Source organism: Phnomibacter ginsenosidimutans (genome assembly GCF_009740285.1).
Lineage (GTDB): Bacteria > Bacteroidota > Bacteroidia > Chitinophagales > Chitinophagaceae > Phnomibacter > Phnomibacter ginsenosidimutans.
In genome coordinates this window covers 3,310,332-3,327,250 of the sequence record NZ_CP046566.1, presented here as the reverse complement: position 1 = coordinate 3,327,250, position 16,919 = coordinate 3,310,332, and the positions used below count along the sequence as shown (strand labels likewise).

The window sequence follows — 16,919 nt, the reverse complement described above, 5'->3', positions numbered from 1 at the left end:
TGACCTAATTTTTCCTGCCTCATTTTTTAAAATTGTTTGCATGAATGACTTTGCCTTAAATGCCGAAATGAACCTGGAAGTAAATGCCCGATTTATTGCACGGGGGCAGGACGCTCCTCTACAAGGACCTGCCTATAAAGTACGCCTGTTTGACCGCGACTTTTTAGATGATGAATATTTGGGCGAATCAGGATTGGATGAACATGGCGATGCTCATTTCCGCTTTCCCGCATCCAAACTGCACGATGGCTTTTTGGATGATAAAATGCCTGACTTCTTTTTTGTGTTGTATAAAAATGGTGAAGTGCATTTTCAAAGTAAAGTGATGGAAAATGTGTACCTCGATGCCATTGAATTGTACAAGCGGGGTACAGGCGAAATCATTTACCTCGGTACGTTTTTGGTAGATGCCTGATTGCGGGCATCTTTGTAAGGCATGAAAGCCTTTTTTGCCTTTTGTCGTTCGTTATGTAGCAGTGCTACCTGGCAGCAGGTCAGTGTGCCCGAAAAGCGATTGCTCATCGGTATACTGCTGCTGCACTTTTTGCTGTCGGGCTGGATGGTCAGCCGCATTGATTTTACCTGCGATGAATATGGCTACTATGGTTGGGCCGTTCGTTGGGCAAAAGGCCATCAGGAAAGAATACTGCCGGTTGATGATTCTAAAACGCCGATTGTAGCTCCATCGTTGGTGCCGATTGTAGCTAAAAAATGGCTGCAGCCTGTTGATGACGCACATGGATTTATGCTGTTGCAAATTGGCCGGTGGTTCATGTACATCTACCAATTGCTGGGGGCTTTCGTTTTGTTTGCGTGGCTGTACCGGTTGTGGGGCAGCTACAAATGGGTACTGCCTTTGCTGCTGTATTTATACGACCCGCTGGTATTTAGCTACAGCATGATTGTGGGTAGCGATTTGCCCAGTACGTCACTCTTGCTGGCCAGCTTTTACTTTGCCTGGCGCTATTGGCAATCAGCCGAAAAACGAGATTGGGTGAGGATGTGTATGGCCGTATCGCTGGCCATTTTGGCCAAGGCTTCCATGGTGTATTTGCTGCCTATGTTGATGCTGGCTTTTTGGCTGGCGCCTGCAGCAAAAACAACAGCCATCCGTTGGCCAGCATGGCAGCGTTGGGGTTTATTGCTGTTATGCATTTGGCTCTGCATTCAGGTAGCCTATTTGTTTGAAGGAAGCTTTTTTCCGCTGTCGCAATTGCCACAAAAAAGTGCGGCCTTTCAGCAGTTGGCGGCTAAGCTGCAAGCATTTTCCTCCTGGCCGGTTCCACTGCCGTATCATTATGTAAGTGGCTTCGATTTGCTGAAGTTCAATGAAGAACTGGGCGGCGGAGCCAACGATATCAATTCATTCATCGGTGTGTACTTCAACGGTGAGTATTTTACCAGAGGGCCCGTGTGGTACTACTACGCATACGTATTTGTGTACAAGTGGCCACTGGCTTGTTGGGCATTGTTGGTGGCCGCCCTATGGCTGCTGCGCAAACATTTGTTGAGTGTGCAGCATTGGCGCAAATATGTATTCATCTGGTTGCCTTTGGTGGCCTACGCCGCTATTCTCAGTTTCACCAATCCGTTTCAGATAGGCATGCGGCATGCCATGCTGTTGATGCCCGGCCTGTATTTTTTGGTGGGCTTTTCAGCCAACCGTTTTTGGACTACCAAAAAGCGATTGATGCAATTGCTGTTGTTGTTTTATGCACTCAGTTGGTTGTCGTACTGGCCCAATATGCTCTCGTACACCAACGAGCTCATTTGGCACAAGGAGCAGGTGTATGAAAAGCTGTATGATTCTTCTGTCAGTTATTGTCAGGCTGAGGCTTTCTTACAAACATTTTTGCAAAAACATCCCGAATACAAAAGACCGGGTACTACACCTGCTGCAGGTAAGTTTGCTGTAGAGCTGGAAGCGGTGGCCAACCCGCTCAATGCAAGGGGATTGCAATGGTTGCTACAATTGAAAAAGCCAATCGGACATTACATGCACGTGGTGCTGTTGTACGAAGTAACCGAAGCAGATTTGCAAAAGGCTCGTTCTAAAGTGTCGGGTAAATGAGTGAATGCTGCTGTGGCATTGCCTTATGTGTTACATTTAAAGAAAAACGATTGATATGTGTGCCGAACATAAAAAGCCTGCGCAAAAAGTGGCTGCACATGCTCAAAAGCAACCCATAGCCAAAGCCAAAAAGGCACCGGCAAAAGCCACGCTGAAAGATGAACCACATGCTGCTCCTGCTGTAAAAGCAAAAGCAACACCAAAGAAAAAGAACACTAAAACCACCATACACTTGCGATACGAAGACCAGCATTTTGTAGACAGCACAAAACCTGTGTGGAACTACAGCCGCTTTACACCCGAAGATTTGCAAAACCTGCATCAGGGTACCTTGTACCGTGGGTACGATTTGTTTGGGGCACATGCCATGCAAGTGCTCGATACCGATGGTTACTACTTTGCAGTGTGGGCACCCAATGCATCTTCTGTAAGTGTGATGGGCGATTTCAACCAATGGAAAGCACATAGCCACGAGTTGTTTGTACGCCTCGATCAATCGGGCATTTGGGAAGGATTTATTCCCGGTGTAAAAAAAGGCGATGCGTATAAATTTCATGTGGTAGGCTTTCAGGGCGTACGCTTGGATAAGGGTGATCCGTATGCTTTGTTTTGGGAGAAGCGCCCCAAAACGGCTTCGGTGGCATGGAGCATTCATGACTATCAATGGAACGATAGTGAGTGGATGAAAAAACGTAAAAATCACAACTCGCTGAATGCACCGTGGAATGTGTATGAAGTGCATTTGGCCAGCTGGATGCGGCCCGTAAAAGACGACGAAGAGAGCTACAATACCTATACACAAATAGCCGAGCGTTTGGTGCCCTATGTAAAAGAAATGGGCTTCACGCATGTTGAATTGATGCCCGTGATGGAGCATCCATACGATGGTAGCTGGGGCTATCAGGGCACCGGTTATTTTGCCCCCACCAGCCGCTTTGGTACGCCGCAGGAATTCATGGGGTTGATTGATGCTTTCCATCAGGCAGGCATTGGTGTCATCCTCGATTGGGTGCCTTCGCATTTTCCGTACGACATGCACGGCCTCTTTATGTTCGATGGTACGCATACCTACGAATACGCCGATATGCGCAAAGGCTATCACCCCGATTGGAACAGCTACATTTTCAATTACAAGCGGGCTGAAGTAAAATCATTCCTCATCAGCTCGGCTCGTTTTTGGTTTGATAAATACCACATCGATGGCTTTCGGGTAGATGCGGTGAGCAGTATGCTGCGCCTCGATTACAGCCGCAATGAAGGCCAGTGGGAACCCAACGAATTTGGCGGCAACGGTAACATTGAAGCCATTGCTTTTTTGAAGGAAATGAACGAGATGATTTACCGCGATTTTCCGGATACACAAACCATAGCCGAAGAAGCAACGGACTGGCCGGGGGTAAGCAAACCTACTTTTGCCGATGGCCTTGGCTTTGGTATGAAATGGATGATGGGCTGGATGCACGATACGTTGAAGTACTTCAAAAAGGACCCTATTTTCCGGCAGTTTCAGCAAGATCAGTTTTCGTTTAGCATGATGTACTACCACGACGAAAACTTTATGCTGCCACTCAGCCACGATGAAGTGGTGCATGGCAAGAGCCCCATGCTCTACAAAATGCCTGGTGATGAATGGCAGAAGTTTGCCAACCTTCGTTTGCTGTACACGTACATGTTTACGCATCCCGGCGGCAAGCTGTTGTTTATGGGCAACGAATTTGGCAGCACACAGGAGTGGAACCACAAAACAGAATTGCCTTGGGAGTTACTGCAATACGACTGCCACCGCCTGCTGAAAGATTGTGTGCGGGATGTGCTGCACCTGGTAAAAGAAGAACCTGCTTTTTATGAAATACAATTTGATGCCGATTGCTTTGAGTGGGTGGAAATCAATCGCAGGGCAGAGTGTGTGATGGCGTTCCGCCGCAGGGCTAAAAAAGAAAAAGATGATGTGATAGTGGTGTTCAACATGACACCCGTGGTGCGTCACGACTTTCCGATTTATGCAACCGGCAAAAAGCAGTGGAAAGAAATCTTCAACTCCGACAGCAAAGCTTACTGGGGCACAGGCGATGTATTCAATCCCGACATACCTTGTACGTTGGTAGACAAAGAAAGCAAGCGGTACGAGCTGAAATTACACTTACCGGCACTGGGTGCTATTGTGTTGAAATAGGTATAACGAATACTTATAAAAAAGCGAACAGCATTCTGAATGTTGTTCGCTTTTTTTATTGTCAGTTGATGTTTTATCCGTTACCCGTTTTCGTTACCGGCTTCTTTTTGCGGGTGCAGTGGGTTTTGCAGGCGTTGTTTTCTTAGGGGTTGTTGGTGCCGCTTTTGCCTTTTCTTTTTCTTCAGCTGACTTCAGGTTTTTTTCTGTTTGCTTATCGAGGGCTTCATCGTCAAAGCTGCCATCATCTTTTAAAATGAGCATGGGCTTGGGTTCGTTGCCATCGCCACGGTTATTCATAAACAGCTTGTCAATGTACTGCCAGCCGCCTTTGTCCCACTTCAAAGCTTCGTAATCGCCACCGGGTACCAGCGTATATTTCTTCTCCGGTTCGTTCGATTCACTCACCAGGTTATCAATCACAATCAGGCTGTCTACTTCATCATAATTAATTCTGGCACGGCCTTCTTTTTTGTATTCCAATACATAACGCTTACTGCCTCTGGGAAAAATAGAATCGTTGTTGAAGAAGAAAAAATCACCACCAAATTGTGGCTGCCCGTCTTCATCAAAACGAAGGATATCTATCCACTTGCGGGTGGTGCGGTCGTTGTTTTCATCGTAGCCCAACAGCGTGTACACTTTTTGTTGGTTCACTTCGTGTTGCAGCAGTTTGTAATACACGGCACCAATCCAGTTTTGGTTGTTGCGAATACTGTCTTGCGGTTGTTCGCTGTAGTCTGATACATCAAATAGCGGCGTAAACTTAATGCTGCCATCGGGTGTGTTGTATTGAATCACACCACGCTGCCGGTAGTTGTCATCATTCATTGGTATGTGCCAGGTGATGATGCGAAAGCTGCTGTCTTCGGGGTACAACACCGGCGCCATTTGCATGGAATCGAAGCTGAAATAAAAGGAGTAGGGCACCCGCATGGCACGTACCAACAAGCGGGTAAACATGCTGTCGGCACGAAGGCGTTCGGTAGCAAACGTATCATCCAACATACGGTCGCCATAGGTTTGCAGCGAATCATCGATGCGTTGCAACATCTTGAAGTTGGACGATGTGATTCGTTGCGCTGCACCTTCGTTGGGAACGGCCAGCCACATCAGTATCAGCAAAAAGAAAATACGCATGGTTGCAAGGTATCTAACATGCATAACAACGCTGCGGGGCTGTGGATATTTTAACAGCTTAGCCAATTGGCTGGCGTTGCCACACCTGGGCAAGATGCGACAGACTAGGCGATTCCATATCGGCGAGGGCAGGAGGTAATTGCAAGTCGGGTTGAGTGCTGCGCAAAAACACAGCTTGCATGCCGGCATTGCGGGCAAAATACAAGTCGCTGGTATTGTTGCCGACCATGATGGAGCGGCTGAAATCAATCTCAGGAAAATTGGCTTTGGCCTGAAAAGCCATGCCCGGATTGGGCTTGCGGTTCGGGCTTTTGTCGTCGGTATCGGGGCAATAGTAAATGGCATCGATGCGGCCACCGGCTGTTTCAATGGCCGCCGTCATGCGTTGGTGAATCTCATCGAGATTCTCTTGCAGCGTTACGCCTTTGCCCACCCCTTTTTGATTGGTGACAATAATGATGCGACTGAAAATCTTGCTGAATACAGCAATGGCTTTTACAGCATCGGGGTAAAACTGAAACTCATCCCAATGATGGATATAATCTTTCACTTTTTCAATGTTGATGACGCCGTCGCGGTCGAGAAAAAGTGTCCAGCTTTTATCGGGTTGTAGCATAGGAAAAGAATGAGCGAAATCGGTTTGTGCTTTAGCGTAATCTTCGGGTATGCCAATGTCGATGAAGTAACCTGTTGTGGCCACACCATACAATTGTGCTTGTACCAGCAAGTGTGGCATGATGATTTTTTCCCAAGAGCAGGAAGCGGGAAATGCTGATACATCAAACAATTGTCTGTTTAGCCAATAGGCACCTGCGTTGATGAGCCCGTTGCTATGGGCTTCATTTTCATGAAACTGAACGATGCGGTGTTGCGCATCTACTTGCACCAATCCGTAGCGGTCGGCATGCTGCATGTGGCTGAGCAGCACGGTTGCCACGGCTTTGTATTGCTGATGTTTATGTAATGCATCCGCAAAAGAGCAATCCAAATAACTGTCAGCATTCAGTATCAGCACATCATCACTTTTGCACAACGATAAAGCCTGCAACACAGCACCGCCAGTACCGAGTGGAGTAGTTTCAATTGAAAAGTCGATACGGATATGGGGATGATATTGCTGCCATGCTGCAGCAGCTTCTTCTACTTCGCTAGCACCAACACCCAAAGCCAGTACAAAGTGCTGAAAGCCTTGTGCCAACAGCCTTTGCAGCAGGTGGTACAAAAAAGGTTGCCCATCTACCGGCGCTAAACATTTGGGTGTGCTCCCCGTTACCGATTGCAAACGGGTGCCGGCACCGCCTGCCAGAAAGATGACGCTATGTGAAGAATCGGGCATGTATTTATGCAGGAAAAATCTGTGCTTCTACCAGCTGACAAATGGTATGGCCAATGAGCATGTGGCACTCTTGTATGCGTGGCGTATCGTTCGATGGTACATCAAAAAGATAGTCGCTAAGGGGGCGCAATGCACCACCTTTTTCGCCGGTCATACCAACGGTGATGACACCTTTGGCACGGGCCGCTTCAAAAGCCTTTACCACATTGCCACTGTTGCCACTGGTGCTCAGGCCCACCAGCACATCGCCGGACTGCATGATGCCTTCCACCAATCGGCTGTAAATGCTGTTGTAATCATAATCATTTGCAGCAGCGGTGATATACGATGTGTTTACATGCAAGGCTTCTGCAGGCAGGGCTGGCCGGTTGCGGTTGTAAAAGGCACCGGTAAATTCTGCTGCCAAATGTTGTGCATCGGCGGCGCTGCCACCATTGCCACAGAAATAGAGGCGATGGCCATTGCGAAATGCTTCGGTAATGAGTACACTCACTGTTTCGGTGAGTTGCAACAATCGTTCGCTGGCCAGCAGCTGTTGCTTGGCATCAATCGACGATTGAAATATTTGTTGAATGGTTGCTTGCATGTGTTCTTGCTTAAATGGTCCAGGATTGTACACCGTGCATGCAAAAATGAAACGGATATACCTGGCCGCCAAAGCTATTCAAAGTTTCTGTCACCCGGTGGCGGGTATTGTTGGGGCAGTAAAAGAAAACAAAACCACCACCACCGGCACCACTGATTTTACCTCCTGTAGCGCCCGCATTTTTAGCTGCGGCATACAAGGCCTCAATATGTGGATTGCTGATGCCGTTGGCCATTTGTTTTTTGTAGGCAAAACCAATATCAAACAAATCGCCCATGTCTTGCAAGCGGCCTTTGAGCAAGGCTTCTTTCATGAGCAAGGCTTGTTGTTTCAAATGATGCATGGCTTGAATACTTGGCTGTGCATCATTCCGCACATTGGCTTGCTGTTCTTCAATAATGCGGCCACTCTGGCGGGCATGGCCAGTGTAGTAGAGCACCAGGTTGTGCTCCAGTTCTTGCAGTACTTCGTGGCGAATGCGGAGTGGATTTACAATCACTTGTTCGCCGGGGCCAAATTCCATGAAATTAATGCCACCAAAACTGGCTGCATATTGGTCTTGATGACCGCCGGCAAATTGCAGGTCGTTGCGTTCAATGTCGTAGGCTAGTCGTGCAATGTCGTATTCGCCGAGTGGCAGCTGCAACATTTCGGCAAAGGCACTAATGATGGCTACCACAAGTGTGCTGGATGTTCCAAGGCCAGAGCCAATGGGCGCATCTACTGAAGTAATGAGAGAGAAGCCCGATAATGGTAAACCATACTGTGCATGTATGCGATTAAAGACTGCTGCATGCAATGGTAACGCATGCAGGGTGGGCAATTGCGGCGCCCATGCAAAACGCAATTCCTGCTTGTTATCGAGGTCGTGCAATACAATGGCATTTTCCTGCAGCGGTTCTATACTGGCATGTGCAAATAAATCGATGCTGGCATTGAGCACGGCGCCACCAAAGCGGCTGGCATACGGATCGACATCCGTACCGCCACCGGCAAAACCTAACCGCAATGGAGCTTTCGATCGGAAGTGCATGTTGGGAGTTTACGAGTTGATAAGTTTACGAGTTCACAAGTTTCAATGATTCAGTGTTTCAAATCAGACATCAGACATCAAACTTCCAAAATCTGTTCTACTAGTTTTTCCCAGCTTAGTTGTTGTTTTTCTTGCAGCAGGCCAGGCATGTAATGTGCTTTGCCTTTGTGCAAATAGGTTTGAATGCCTTCGGCTATACTGTCGGCATTGGGTTCGCATACCACACCGGCTACATCATCGGGTACCATTTCGGGCAGGCCACCTACATTGGTTACCAGCATGGGTACTTCAAAATGAAAGGCGACTGGAGTAACGCCGCTTTGCGTAGCATGACGGTAAGGTTGCACAATACAATCTGCAGCACAGGCAAAATATTTTACTTCATCGTTGGCTACAAAGCGGGTATGCAACAGCAGTTTGTCCTTTACCGCAGGGTGTTGCAACAGCGCTTCGTATTTCGATGGGTCGTCGTAGTACTCGCCGGCAATGAGCAGCTTCACATGGGTTGCCTGCAATTGTTGCATGGCTTCGAGCAAAAGGTCTAGCCCTTTGTACTGGCGTATCAATCCAAAAAACAGCAATACGTTATCGTTATCCTGAATGTCGAGTTGTTTGTGTTGGCGCAGCCAGGCTCTGGCTTCGATGCTGGATACACGTTCACCAAAATTGTCGTACAAAGGATGCGGCAACAGTTGGGCGGGTTTGTTGCTAAACAGACGCAGGTCTTGCAGCACTTGCTGGCTCATCACCAAAAAGCGATCAACAGGCTGCACAAAATATTTGGTAAACCACTTGTCGCCGGGGCGGCTTTCGTGGGGTTGAATGTTGTCGGCGATGCACACAATGCGGGTGTGCTTGTTGCCCTTGATGCGGCGCAAAATAGTGCCTAGGCAAGGCCCCATAAATGGAATCCAGTACCGCACTATCACTACATCGGGTTTGGCTTTTTTTATGCGGTTGCCCACCTGCCACCAGTTGAGTGGATTCACAGAATTGATGGCCGTTACAATCTGCAAACCTTCCGGTGCCGGTGCATCGGTAAACTGTGAGGTGCCGGGAAATAAAAACGAAGGATACTGCAAGCTGAAAGACCAGATGCTGCATGTATGTCCTGCATCGTTGAGTGCTTTACACAGTCGCTCGTTAAAGGTGGTAATGCCTCCCGGCCGCAACGGATGCGCCGGACCTATGATGATGATATTTTTAGATTTGCTTTGGTACACGGATTTTATTGCACTAGATTTTTATGGGACGCGGATTTCGCAGATGAAACGGATAAGACGGATTTGCTGTTGCGTAATAAAGTCGTTTAAATAAATAGTTTGCTGTACATCGTTCACTTGTTGATATTGGCAAAAACTTTTCTTTTGAATTCTGCTTTCTCTCCAAAGTTCAGTAAAAGACCTACTTCAATGTTGGTTGCTTTCAGGTAATTCAGTAATTGAGCTTCATGCTCCAGTTTCAGGTAACCGGTTGATTTCAATTCAACAATCACTTTATTGTTTACGAGTAGATCGGCGTAATAGGTGCCTACTAATTCTTGTTCATAAAAGACATCAATCTTCTCTTGCGCCTTCACATTAAGTCCGGCCTTTGCCAATTCAATACACAAAGCATTTTCATATACTTTTTCCGAAAAGCCATAACCTAAATAGTTGTAGACATGGAAAAAGCAATGGATTATTTCTTGTGTTATTGCCTCATGAATCAACATGGTTTTCGATACTGAGTGTTCAACGAAATCAACAATAAAAACGGCGTCAATCCGGAAAATCCGTTTTATCCGCGTCCTTGCCTTTTCTTAATTCCATCGCAATCCGTGTCCTATCACAAGCCGAGTTTTTCCTCAATACCATACACGTTTCGCTCTGGTGAGTTGCGGGAAACGAGCTCCGATACAAAGCCAGCGAGGAATAATTGAACACCCACAATGGCCAGTACCAACGCAATGTAAAATGCGGGCTTGCTGGTGAGGTAGTATGTAGGATCAATGAGTTTGTTGATGATAAGAAATGCACTGATGCCAAAGCCCAGCAGAAAAACGAGTGTGCCCCACAAACCAAAAAAGTGCATGGGTCGCTTGCCAAACTTGCCTACAAAAGTGATAGAAGCCAGATCGAGAAAACCATTGACAAATCGCTCCCAACCAAACTTGGTGGTGCCGTATTTGCGGGCACGGTGTTCCACTACTTTTTCACCAATCTTGCGGAAGCCATGCCACTTAGCGATGACAGGAATATAGCGGTGCATTTCACCATACACTTCAATGCTCTTCACTACTTTTTTGCGGTAGGCTTTCAGACCGCAGTTAAAGTCGTGCAGGTAAATGCCACTCACTTTACGCGTGGCCGCATTAAAAAGTTTGGAAGGTAAATTTTTGGTGAGCTTGTTGTCGTAGCGTTTTTTCTTCCAGCCACTTACCAGGTCGTATTGTTCTTCCCGAATCATACGCACCAGATCAGGTATTTCGTCGGGACTGTCTTGCAAGTCGGCATCCATGGTTATAACCACGTTGCCTTGTGCTGCTTTGAAACCTTCGTTTAAGGCTGCACTCTTACCGTAGTTGCGCTGAAAACGAATGCCTTTCACCTGCATGTATTGCTGACGAAGTGATTCAATCACATCCCAGCTGTTGTCGGTGCTGCCATCGTCTACAAAAATGATTTCGTAGGCATAGCCTTGCCGCTGGCACACATCGTGTATCCAGTGTGTAAGTTCGGGTAACGATTCTGCTTCATTGAGCAGCGGTATTACAAGCGATAAATCCATGAGCAACGAATGCGCAAATTATTGGAAAGGAGTTGGGGTTGGATTCTTTTTGGCCACAGCTGCACCAATCAAAGAACCGATAGCGCCTACAATGATGTACAATATGACAGAAACGATAGTGCCCATTGGAACTGCCATTTTTTTACCGAGCACCAATGCTTTGTCTACTTCATTTTCACTCATGCCCTGCTCCAGCATTGCAGTGCGTTGTATTTCCATTGCCCGATCAAGTGATTCGGGAAACAATACAGTTAAAGACAAGGCTACCCACATACCCATAATTCCTGCCACCAAAGCAGTCGCTTTGAAGCCATGTCCAAATACTTGGCCGAAAGTCACATTGCCATCCATTTGCTGAGCAAAATTTAAGTTCGCCCAAATGATTCCGCCAATCAATATAACCAGAGGTACAATACCTAAAGCTTTGTTGGTTTCCAATTTGAAAATGGTAACAACAACGGCAAATACAATCAGTATGAGGCTGATGATAAGGCCTTTCATTACGGGGGTGGTTACTTTGTTTTCCATGGCGGGTGTTTTTTTAGATGCTGGAATATTGATGGTGAATGATGCCCTTGATATGGCCTTGCAATGTTCGTCCAATAAAGGCATTGTTTTTACCAAGAGAATGAAGAGCGGCTTTTTCGGGTGTCCATGATTGTTGCGGGGCTACCACTGTGAGCATGGCTGCAGCACCCGGTTCTATCACCGGCAAAGGCAAACCGAAAATGCGGGCAGGTGCCAATGCAAACAACTCTGCAATTTGTGCAGCGTTGAGAGCAGGCAGTGCTGTTTGTACCGCAGCGTAGCAGGTTTCCAAACCACTCATGCCGTATTTGGCATATTCAAATTCGCACACTTTGCTGTCATATTCATGCGGCAGGTGATGGCTGGCGATGCAGTCTACCGTGCCATCCATAATGGCTTCTCGTACAGCATCCACATCCTGGCGGGTACGCAGCGGTGGATTTACTTTCAGGTTGCTGTCGTACTCCTGCAGGTCTTCGTCGCAAAAGCTGAGGTGGTAAGGCGTAACCGAGCATGTAAGTTGCAGGCCTTCTGCTTTTGCCCGGCGAATAAGGTCGAGGCTGGCAGCGGTACTCACACCGGTTACATGCAATTTGCTGCCGGTGTAGCGCAGCAGTTCTATGTCGCGGTTGAGCAATAAAGTTTCGGCCAGTGCGGGTTTACCGGGCAGGCCCATTTGTGTGCTCACCACGCCTTCATGCATTTGCCCGCTTTTGCTGAGGGCAATTTCATCTGGCACCTGGGTGACTACTCCGTCAAACGCTTTTACATACAGCAACGCCTTGGTAAGCACTTGGCTGTTTTGAATGGGATTGATACCATCGCTGAAAGCCACGGCACCACTCTGGCGCATGTCGTACATTTCGGCCAGGTCTTTGCCTTCGCAGTTTTTGCTGATGGCGCCGTAGGGCAAAATGCTGACCGGCAGATTTTTGCTTTTTTGTACAATGTATTCTACCTGCGGCTTGTTGTGCACTGCGGGTTGTGTATTGGGTACTACCAGCACCCGGCAGTAGCCACCTTCAGCAGCAGCGGCGGCGCCGGTTTCCAGCGTTTCTTTGTATTCCAGTCCGGGGTCGCAAAAATGGCTGAACACATCCGTAAAGCCGGGCAGTAACACCTGGCCTTGGGCATCTACCACACGGGTGTCGGCCGAAGGTTGAATGTCATCTCCAATAGCGGCAATGCTGCCGTTGATAATAAGCACCTGAGTTGTTTGCCCGTTGTACGCTGATCTTGGGTCGGCAATGGTCACCTGTTGTAATAGCAATGCCATTTTGATAATGATTGCGGCGAAGATAAGGATAGTCAGTAGCATGCAGCCCTGAGCTTGTCGAAGGGCGGAAAGTAGGGAAGTTAGAAGTACGAGATACGAATTGGGAAGACGAGAAGTCTGTAGGCCGGAGACGGGAGAAAGTCGGCAAGTCGGCAAGTCGGAAAGTCTGAAAGTCCAGAGAAAAATGCCAATATCAACCATCCAATTCTACGTCTCTTCTCCTAAGGAGAGGCCGGGAGAGGTTAATAATGTCCGGTAGTTAGCAAAACGTGTGGCGATTTGGGAATAACTAATAAACCAAAACATCTCAACAAGCAATCGCTTTTCCTCATTTGCTAATTAGCACATTAGCAGTTTTTCAAATTTGCATTTTCATTTTCTTCGCAGTAGCTATGGAAACCACAGAAAAACTACGGCTCGATAAATATCTCTGGAGCATACGGGTGTTTAAAACCCGCAGCGCTGCAGCAGAAGCTTGTGAAAAAGGACGGGTGAAACTGAAAGAGGATGCCGTAAAAGCCAGCCGTACTGTACGGGTGGGCGATGTGTACGATGTGCGGGGCGAAAACCGCCGTTGGATTATACAGGTAACCGGCTTGTTGCATACCCGGCAGGCCTACAGCGAGGCCATTAAATATTACCTCGACCTTACCCCACCCGAAGAGCTGGAAAAAGCCAGAGTGCAGGCCGAGAGTTTTCATACCGGCAAACGCCTCAGCAAAATTGGCCGGCCTACCAAAAAGCAACGCCGGGATTTGGATGATTTGATGGAGGGGTAAGGCAAGTTCCAGCGTTCACAAGTTGACGAGTTTGCCAGTTCCAGCGTCCACGCTTTTCAGTTTCGGTTGTTCCGATATTTATTCAATGCATGTTTGCATACCCTGCAGTTTGTAGTGCTACTGCCTGTTTCCTATTTCTTATTCTTTATTCCTTATTGCTTATTGCCTTTTCATTGGCACATTTGCACATTCGCTAATCAGCACATTATCCCATGCACATCGATATACTTTCTGTTTTGCCTGAGTTGCTCGAAAGTCCGCTCAACCACAGTATTATGAAGCGGGCCCAGCAAAAAGGCCTGCTCACAGTGCGGGTGCACAACCTGCGCCAGTGGGCCGTCAACAATCAGGGCCAGATAGACGACTACCAATATGGCGGCGGCGCCGGCATGGTGATGATGTGTGAACCATTGGTGAATGCCATTGAGCAATTGCAGGCCGAAGGCGGTCCTTTCGATGAGATCATTTACATGACACCCGATGGCAAACGTTTTGAGCAACGCGATGCCAACCAATTGAGCCTGCAAAAAAGATTGCTCATCATTTGCGGCCATTACAAGGGCATTGATGAACGGGTGCGGGAGCATTTTGTCACCCGTGAAATTTCCATCGGCGATTTTGTGCTGAGTGGTGGCGAAATACCTGCCGCATTGGTGGTGGATGCCATTGGCCGCCTGCTGCCCGGTGTGCTCAATGATGAAACCTCTGCGCTGTTCGATTCTTTTCAGGATGGACTGTTGGCGCCACCGGTATACACCCGCCCGGCCGATTTCCGCGGTTGGAAAGTGCCCGATATTTTGCTGAGCGGCGACCCCATCAAAGTGGCCGACTGGCGCCACGACCAGGCCCTGCTGCGTACAGAGCAGCGCCGCCCCGATATGTTGGGCGATGAATAAAGCCGCTCATCATTTTGTTGAATGTTCTGCCCATTTTGACCGTCCAATGCTGTCAACAGCCCAATACTTTTGACTGCTATGCGACTATACCACTGCCTGCTTGCTTTGCTGGCCTCCAGCTTGTTTGGTTCATTGGCTGCCCAGCCAGCCACCCCTCTCAATACTGCCAATACCGGTAGTATTACGCCATTGCAGCAAGAATTTAAAACAGGCATTCGAAAATCATCCGTTCCCATTACCATAGATGGTAAACTGGATGAAGCCGTGTGGCAGGAAACGCCCGGCATCGCCGATTTCTGGCGCAAGTTTCCGACCGACAATGGCAAACCCATCCGGCCTACCACCGTTCGCATTACTTACGATGATAAAAACCTGTACGTAGCTGCTATTGCTTACGATTCGGGCAAGGCATTTATTCAAACCCTGAAGCGGGATTTTGGCCACGATGGCAGCGATGGTTTTGCGGTAGTGGTCGATCCGCTCAACCAGCATACCAATGGTTTTTTCTTTGTGGTAAATGCTTTTAATTCCCAATCGGAAGACCAGCTGACGACGACAAATGGTCCCAATTTTAGCTGGGATAACAAATGGTTTTCGGCTACCACACGCCACAACGATCATTGGATTGCTGAAATAGCGATTCCATTTAAAACGCTGCGCTACAAACCGGAGCAGGCTGTGTGGGGTTTGAATTTTGTACGCATCGATACCAAAACAAACGAATACAGTTGCTGGACAAAAGTGCCGGTTAATTTTTCGAGCTGGGACCTGGGCCAAACCGGTGCATTGCATTGGGAAACACCACCGCCACCAGCAGGTAGCAATATGGTGCTGGTGCCTTATACTACCGGGCAGGTTCAATCCAGCAAAACCAATGGCGAAAACAATTATACGGGCAAAGGCAATGCAGGCTTCGATGCCAAAATCGGTTTGACTTCATCACTCAATTTAGACCTGACGGTGAATCCCGATTTTTCACAAATTGAAGTAGACCGGCAAGTAACCAACCTCACCCGCTTCAATATCTTTTTACCAGAGCGGCGTACCTTTTTTCTCGAAAATGCCGACTTGTTTTCCAGCTTTGGCATGGATCCCATCCGGCCATTTTACAGCCGCAGCATTGGCTTAGATAAAAACGGGCAACCCATTCCAATACTTGGCGGTGCAAGGGTTACCGGCAGTGTTACACCTAGTACACGCATTGGTGTAATGAACATGCAAACGGGTAACAAAGGCAGCTACAGCATGGAAAACTTTACCGCTGTTTCTGTGAATCAACGGGTATTGAAACGGTCTTCTATTCGGGCATACGGATTGAACCGCCAGGGCTTTTTGAGTAGCGAAGAAAAAGCGAAAGACCCTTTGGCTGCCTATGGCAGAAATGTGGGTACAGAATGGGTATACACCAATGTGGAAGGAACCTTTAATGCATGGGGTGCATATCACAAATCATTCAAGCCAACCATTAGCAACAAAGATGGATTTGCCAACGCCGGATTTGCATACAACGACCGCAAGTTTGAGTTTGTGATTGACTGGGTAAATGTGGGTACCAACTACTATACCGATATGGGTTATGTGCAGCGCATCGAAAACTATGATGCTGCCAGAGATACCGTGGTACGCCTTGGCTTTAAGCATTTGTTCAACGAAATCCAGTACCGCATTTTTCCTAAAAAAGGCATCGTCAATACGCACAGGTTACGTGCCGAAACGTATGTGGTTTGGAACCCCAATGGTACACTCAACGAACGCAATCATGAAAGCAATTACAGCATGCAGTTTAAGAATACTTCCAACTTTGTAGTAGGTGGTTCTTACAGTCAGGTGCAATTGCTGTATCCCATTTCATTTACCGGTGGTACTCCGTTGCCTGCTGCCGAATACAAGTATTGGCGGGGCTTTGCCGAGTATCAATCCGATTTTAGAAAGAAAGTGGCTTGGAGTACCGGTGTAGTAGCGGGTGATTTTTACAATGGTCAGTACACCTCATTGCAGGCGTCGCTTACGGTGCGTCATTTGCCCCATGTGAGTGTGGCTGTACGTGCCGAGTACAACAAATTGGTTTTTCCGGGCAATTATGGTAGCGGCGAAATTTTCCTGATTGCTCCCCGTATCGATATCAATTTTACCACCAGCGTATTCTGGACCACTTTTTTGCAATACAATACACAGGCCAACAACTTCAACATCAACAGTCGTTTTCAATGGCGATTCCGGCCCATGAGTGATTTGTACCTGGTGTACACCGACAACTACTTCACCGATCCTTTGCTCAAAAACAAGAACCGGGCATTGGTATTAAAACTCAATTACTGGATCAACGTGTAAGGAA

The 16,919-nt window shown here is 47.7% G+C and carries 15 protein-coding genes; 6 read left to right on the top strand and 9 right to left on the bottom strand.

Annotated elements, in window-relative coordinates; all coding sequences use genetic code 11:
- The first annotated feature begins 40 nt into the window (after positions 1-40).
- The 3 genes from GLV81_RS14365 to glgB are packed head-to-tail and all read left to right on the top strand — an operon-like array spanning position 41 to position 4,244.
- Entirely contained in the window at positions 41-415 is a 375-nt protein-coding gene (locus tag GLV81_RS14365) for a hypothetical protein (protein ID WP_157479487.1), read from the top strand.
- 21 nt (positions 416-436) lie between these two features.
- Positions 437-2,071 (top strand): glycosyltransferase family 39 protein, encoded by a 1,635-nt coding sequence (locus GLV81_RS14360; protein ID WP_157479486.1) that lies wholly within the window; start codon positions 437-439, stop codon positions 2,069-2,071.
- 55 nt (positions 2,072-2,126) lie between these two features.
- Positions 2,127-4,244, top strand: coding sequence for a 1,4-alpha-glucan branching protein GlgB (gene glgB / locus GLV81_RS14355; protein WP_157479485.1), 2,118 nt, complete (start codon positions 2,127-2,129; stop codon positions 4,242-4,244).
- Positions 4,245-4,337: 93 nt separating this feature from the next.
- Here glgB and GLV81_RS14350 read toward each other — a convergent pair whose 3' ends face one another.
- The 9 genes from GLV81_RS14350 to GLV81_RS14310 all read right to left on the bottom strand — a co-directional run bounded on the left by GLV81_RS14350 (position 4,338) and on the right by GLV81_RS14310 (position 12,909).
- Positions 4,338-5,381 carry a hypothetical protein gene (locus tag GLV81_RS14350; protein WP_157479484.1) on the bottom strand — a complete coding sequence of 348 codons (1,044 nt, stop codon included), beginning with the start codon at positions 5,379-5,381 and terminating at the stop codon, positions 4,338-4,340.
- Between the two features lie 58 nt (positions 5,382-5,439).
- The gene (locus GLV81_RS14345; RefSeq protein WP_157479483.1) at positions 5,440-6,717 is read right to left on the bottom strand and encodes an HAD-IIIA family hydrolase; all 1,278 of its coding nucleotides are present in this window, start codon (positions 6,715-6,717) and stop codon (positions 5,440-5,442) included.
- A 4-nt stretch (positions 6,718-6,721) separates the two neighbouring features.
- Positions 6,722-7,303 carry a D-sedoheptulose-7-phosphate isomerase gene (locus tag GLV81_RS14340; RefSeq protein ID WP_157479482.1) on the bottom strand — a complete coding sequence of 194 codons (582 nt, stop codon included), beginning with the start codon at positions 7,301-7,303 and terminating at the stop codon, positions 6,722-6,724.
- A gap of 10 nt (positions 7,304-7,313) precedes the next feature.
- Positions 7,314-8,336, bottom strand: a complete 1,023-nt coding sequence (locus GLV81_RS14335) for a GHMP family kinase ATP-binding protein (RefSeq protein WP_157479481.1) — start codon at positions 8,334-8,336, stop codon at positions 7,314-7,316.
- A gap of 77 nt (positions 8,337-8,413) precedes the next feature.
- Positions 8,414-9,559, bottom strand: a complete 1,146-nt coding sequence (locus GLV81_RS14330; RefSeq protein WP_157479480.1) for a glycosyltransferase — start codon at positions 9,557-9,559, stop codon at positions 8,414-8,416.
- 113 nt (positions 9,560-9,672) lie between these two features.
- A complete protein-coding gene (locus GLV81_RS14325; protein WP_157479479.1) occupies positions 9,673-10,050 on the bottom strand; it encodes a GxxExxY protein in 378 nt (125 codons plus the stop codon).
- A 113-nt stretch (positions 10,051-10,163) separates the two neighbouring features.
- Positions 10,164-11,105, bottom strand: a complete 942-nt coding sequence (locus GLV81_RS14320; protein WP_157479478.1) for a glycosyltransferase family 2 protein — start codon at positions 11,103-11,105, stop codon at positions 10,164-10,166.
- Positions 11,106-11,123: 18 nt separating this feature from the next.
- Positions 11,124-11,606, bottom strand: coding sequence for a DUF4199 domain-containing protein (locus GLV81_RS14315; RefSeq protein WP_281350836.1), 483 nt, complete (start codon positions 11,604-11,606; stop codon positions 11,124-11,126).
- A gap of 40 nt (positions 11,607-11,646) precedes the next feature.
- Positions 11,647-12,909 carry a dihydroorotase gene (locus GLV81_RS14310; protein WP_157479476.1) on the bottom strand — a complete coding sequence of 421 codons (1,263 nt, stop codon included), beginning with the start codon at positions 12,907-12,909 and terminating at the stop codon, positions 11,647-11,649.
- 392 nt (positions 12,910-13,301) lie between these two features.
- Here GLV81_RS14310 and GLV81_RS14305 point away from each other — a divergent pair, with 392 nt between their 5' ends.
- From GLV81_RS14305 to GLV81_RS14295, 3 genes are all read left to right on the top strand, one after another.
- Positions 13,302-13,688 carry an RNA-binding S4 domain-containing protein gene (locus GLV81_RS14305; RefSeq protein ID WP_157479475.1) on the top strand — a complete coding sequence of 129 codons (387 nt, stop codon included), beginning with the start codon at positions 13,302-13,304 and terminating at the stop codon, positions 13,686-13,688.
- 212 nt (positions 13,689-13,900) lie between these two features.
- Positions 13,901-14,584, top strand: coding sequence for a tRNA (guanosine(37)-N1)-methyltransferase TrmD (gene trmD, locus GLV81_RS14300; RefSeq protein ID WP_157479474.1), 684 nt, complete (start codon positions 13,901-13,903; stop codon positions 14,582-14,584).
- 78 nt (positions 14,585-14,662) lie between these two features.
- A complete protein-coding gene (locus GLV81_RS14295; protein ID WP_157479473.1) occupies positions 14,663-16,915 on the top strand; it encodes a DUF5916 domain-containing protein in 2,253 nt (750 codons plus the stop codon).
- Positions 16,916-16,919 lie beyond the last annotated feature (4 nt).

Bases quoted from the DNA above. Each gene is read 5' to 3' on its own strand.
- GLV81_RS14345 (WP_157479483.1), bottom strand. From the start codon at position 6,717: ATGCCCGATTCTTCACATAGCGTCATCTTTCTGGCAGGCGGTGCCGGC.
- trmD (WP_157479474.1), top strand. From the start codon at position 13,901: ATGCACATCGATATACTTTCTGTTTTGCCTGAGTTGCTCGAAAGTCCG.
- GLV81_RS14335 (WP_157479481.1), bottom strand. From the start codon at position 8,336: ATGCACTTCCGATCGAAAGCTCCATTGCGGTTAGGTTTTGCCGGTGGC.
- glgB (WP_157479485.1), top strand. From the start codon at position 2,127: ATGTGTGCCGAACATAAAAAGCCTGCGCAAAAAGTGGCTGCACATGCT.
- GLV81_RS14340 (WP_157479482.1), bottom strand. From the start codon at position 7,303: ATGCAAGCAACCATTCAACAAATATTTCAATCGTCGATTGATGCCAAG.
- GLV81_RS14365 (WP_157479487.1), top strand. From the start codon at position 41: ATGAATGACTTTGCCTTAAATGCCGAAATGAACCTGGAAGTAAATGCC.
- GLV81_RS14305 (WP_157479475.1), top strand. From the start codon at position 13,302: ATGGAAACCACAGAAAAACTACGGCTCGATAAATATCTCTGGAGCATA.
- GLV81_RS14360 (WP_157479486.1), top strand. From the start codon at position 437: ATGAAAGCCTTTTTTGCCTTTTGTCGTTCGTTATGTAGCAGTGCTACC.
- GLV81_RS14310 (WP_157479476.1), bottom strand. From the start codon at position 12,909: ATGGCATTGCTATTACAACAGGTGACCATTGCCGACCCAAGATCAGCG.
- GLV81_RS14315 (WP_281350836.1), bottom strand. From the start codon at position 11,606: ATGAAAGGCCTTATCATCAGCCTCATACTGATTGTATTTGCCGTTGTT.
- GLV81_RS14350 (WP_157479484.1), bottom strand. From the start codon at position 5,381: ATGCGTATTTTCTTTTTGCTGATACTGATGTGGCTGGCCGTTCCCAAC.
- GLV81_RS14325 (WP_157479479.1), bottom strand. From the start codon at position 10,050: ATGTTGATTCATGAGGCAATAACACAAGAAATAATCCATTGCTTTTTC.
- GLV81_RS14295 (WP_157479473.1), top strand. From the start codon at position 14,663: ATGCGACTATACCACTGCCTGCTTGCTTTGCTGGCCTCCAGCTTGTTT.
- GLV81_RS14320 (WP_157479478.1), bottom strand. From the start codon at position 11,105: ATGGATTTATCGCTTGTAATACCGCTGCTCAATGAAGCAGAATCGTTA.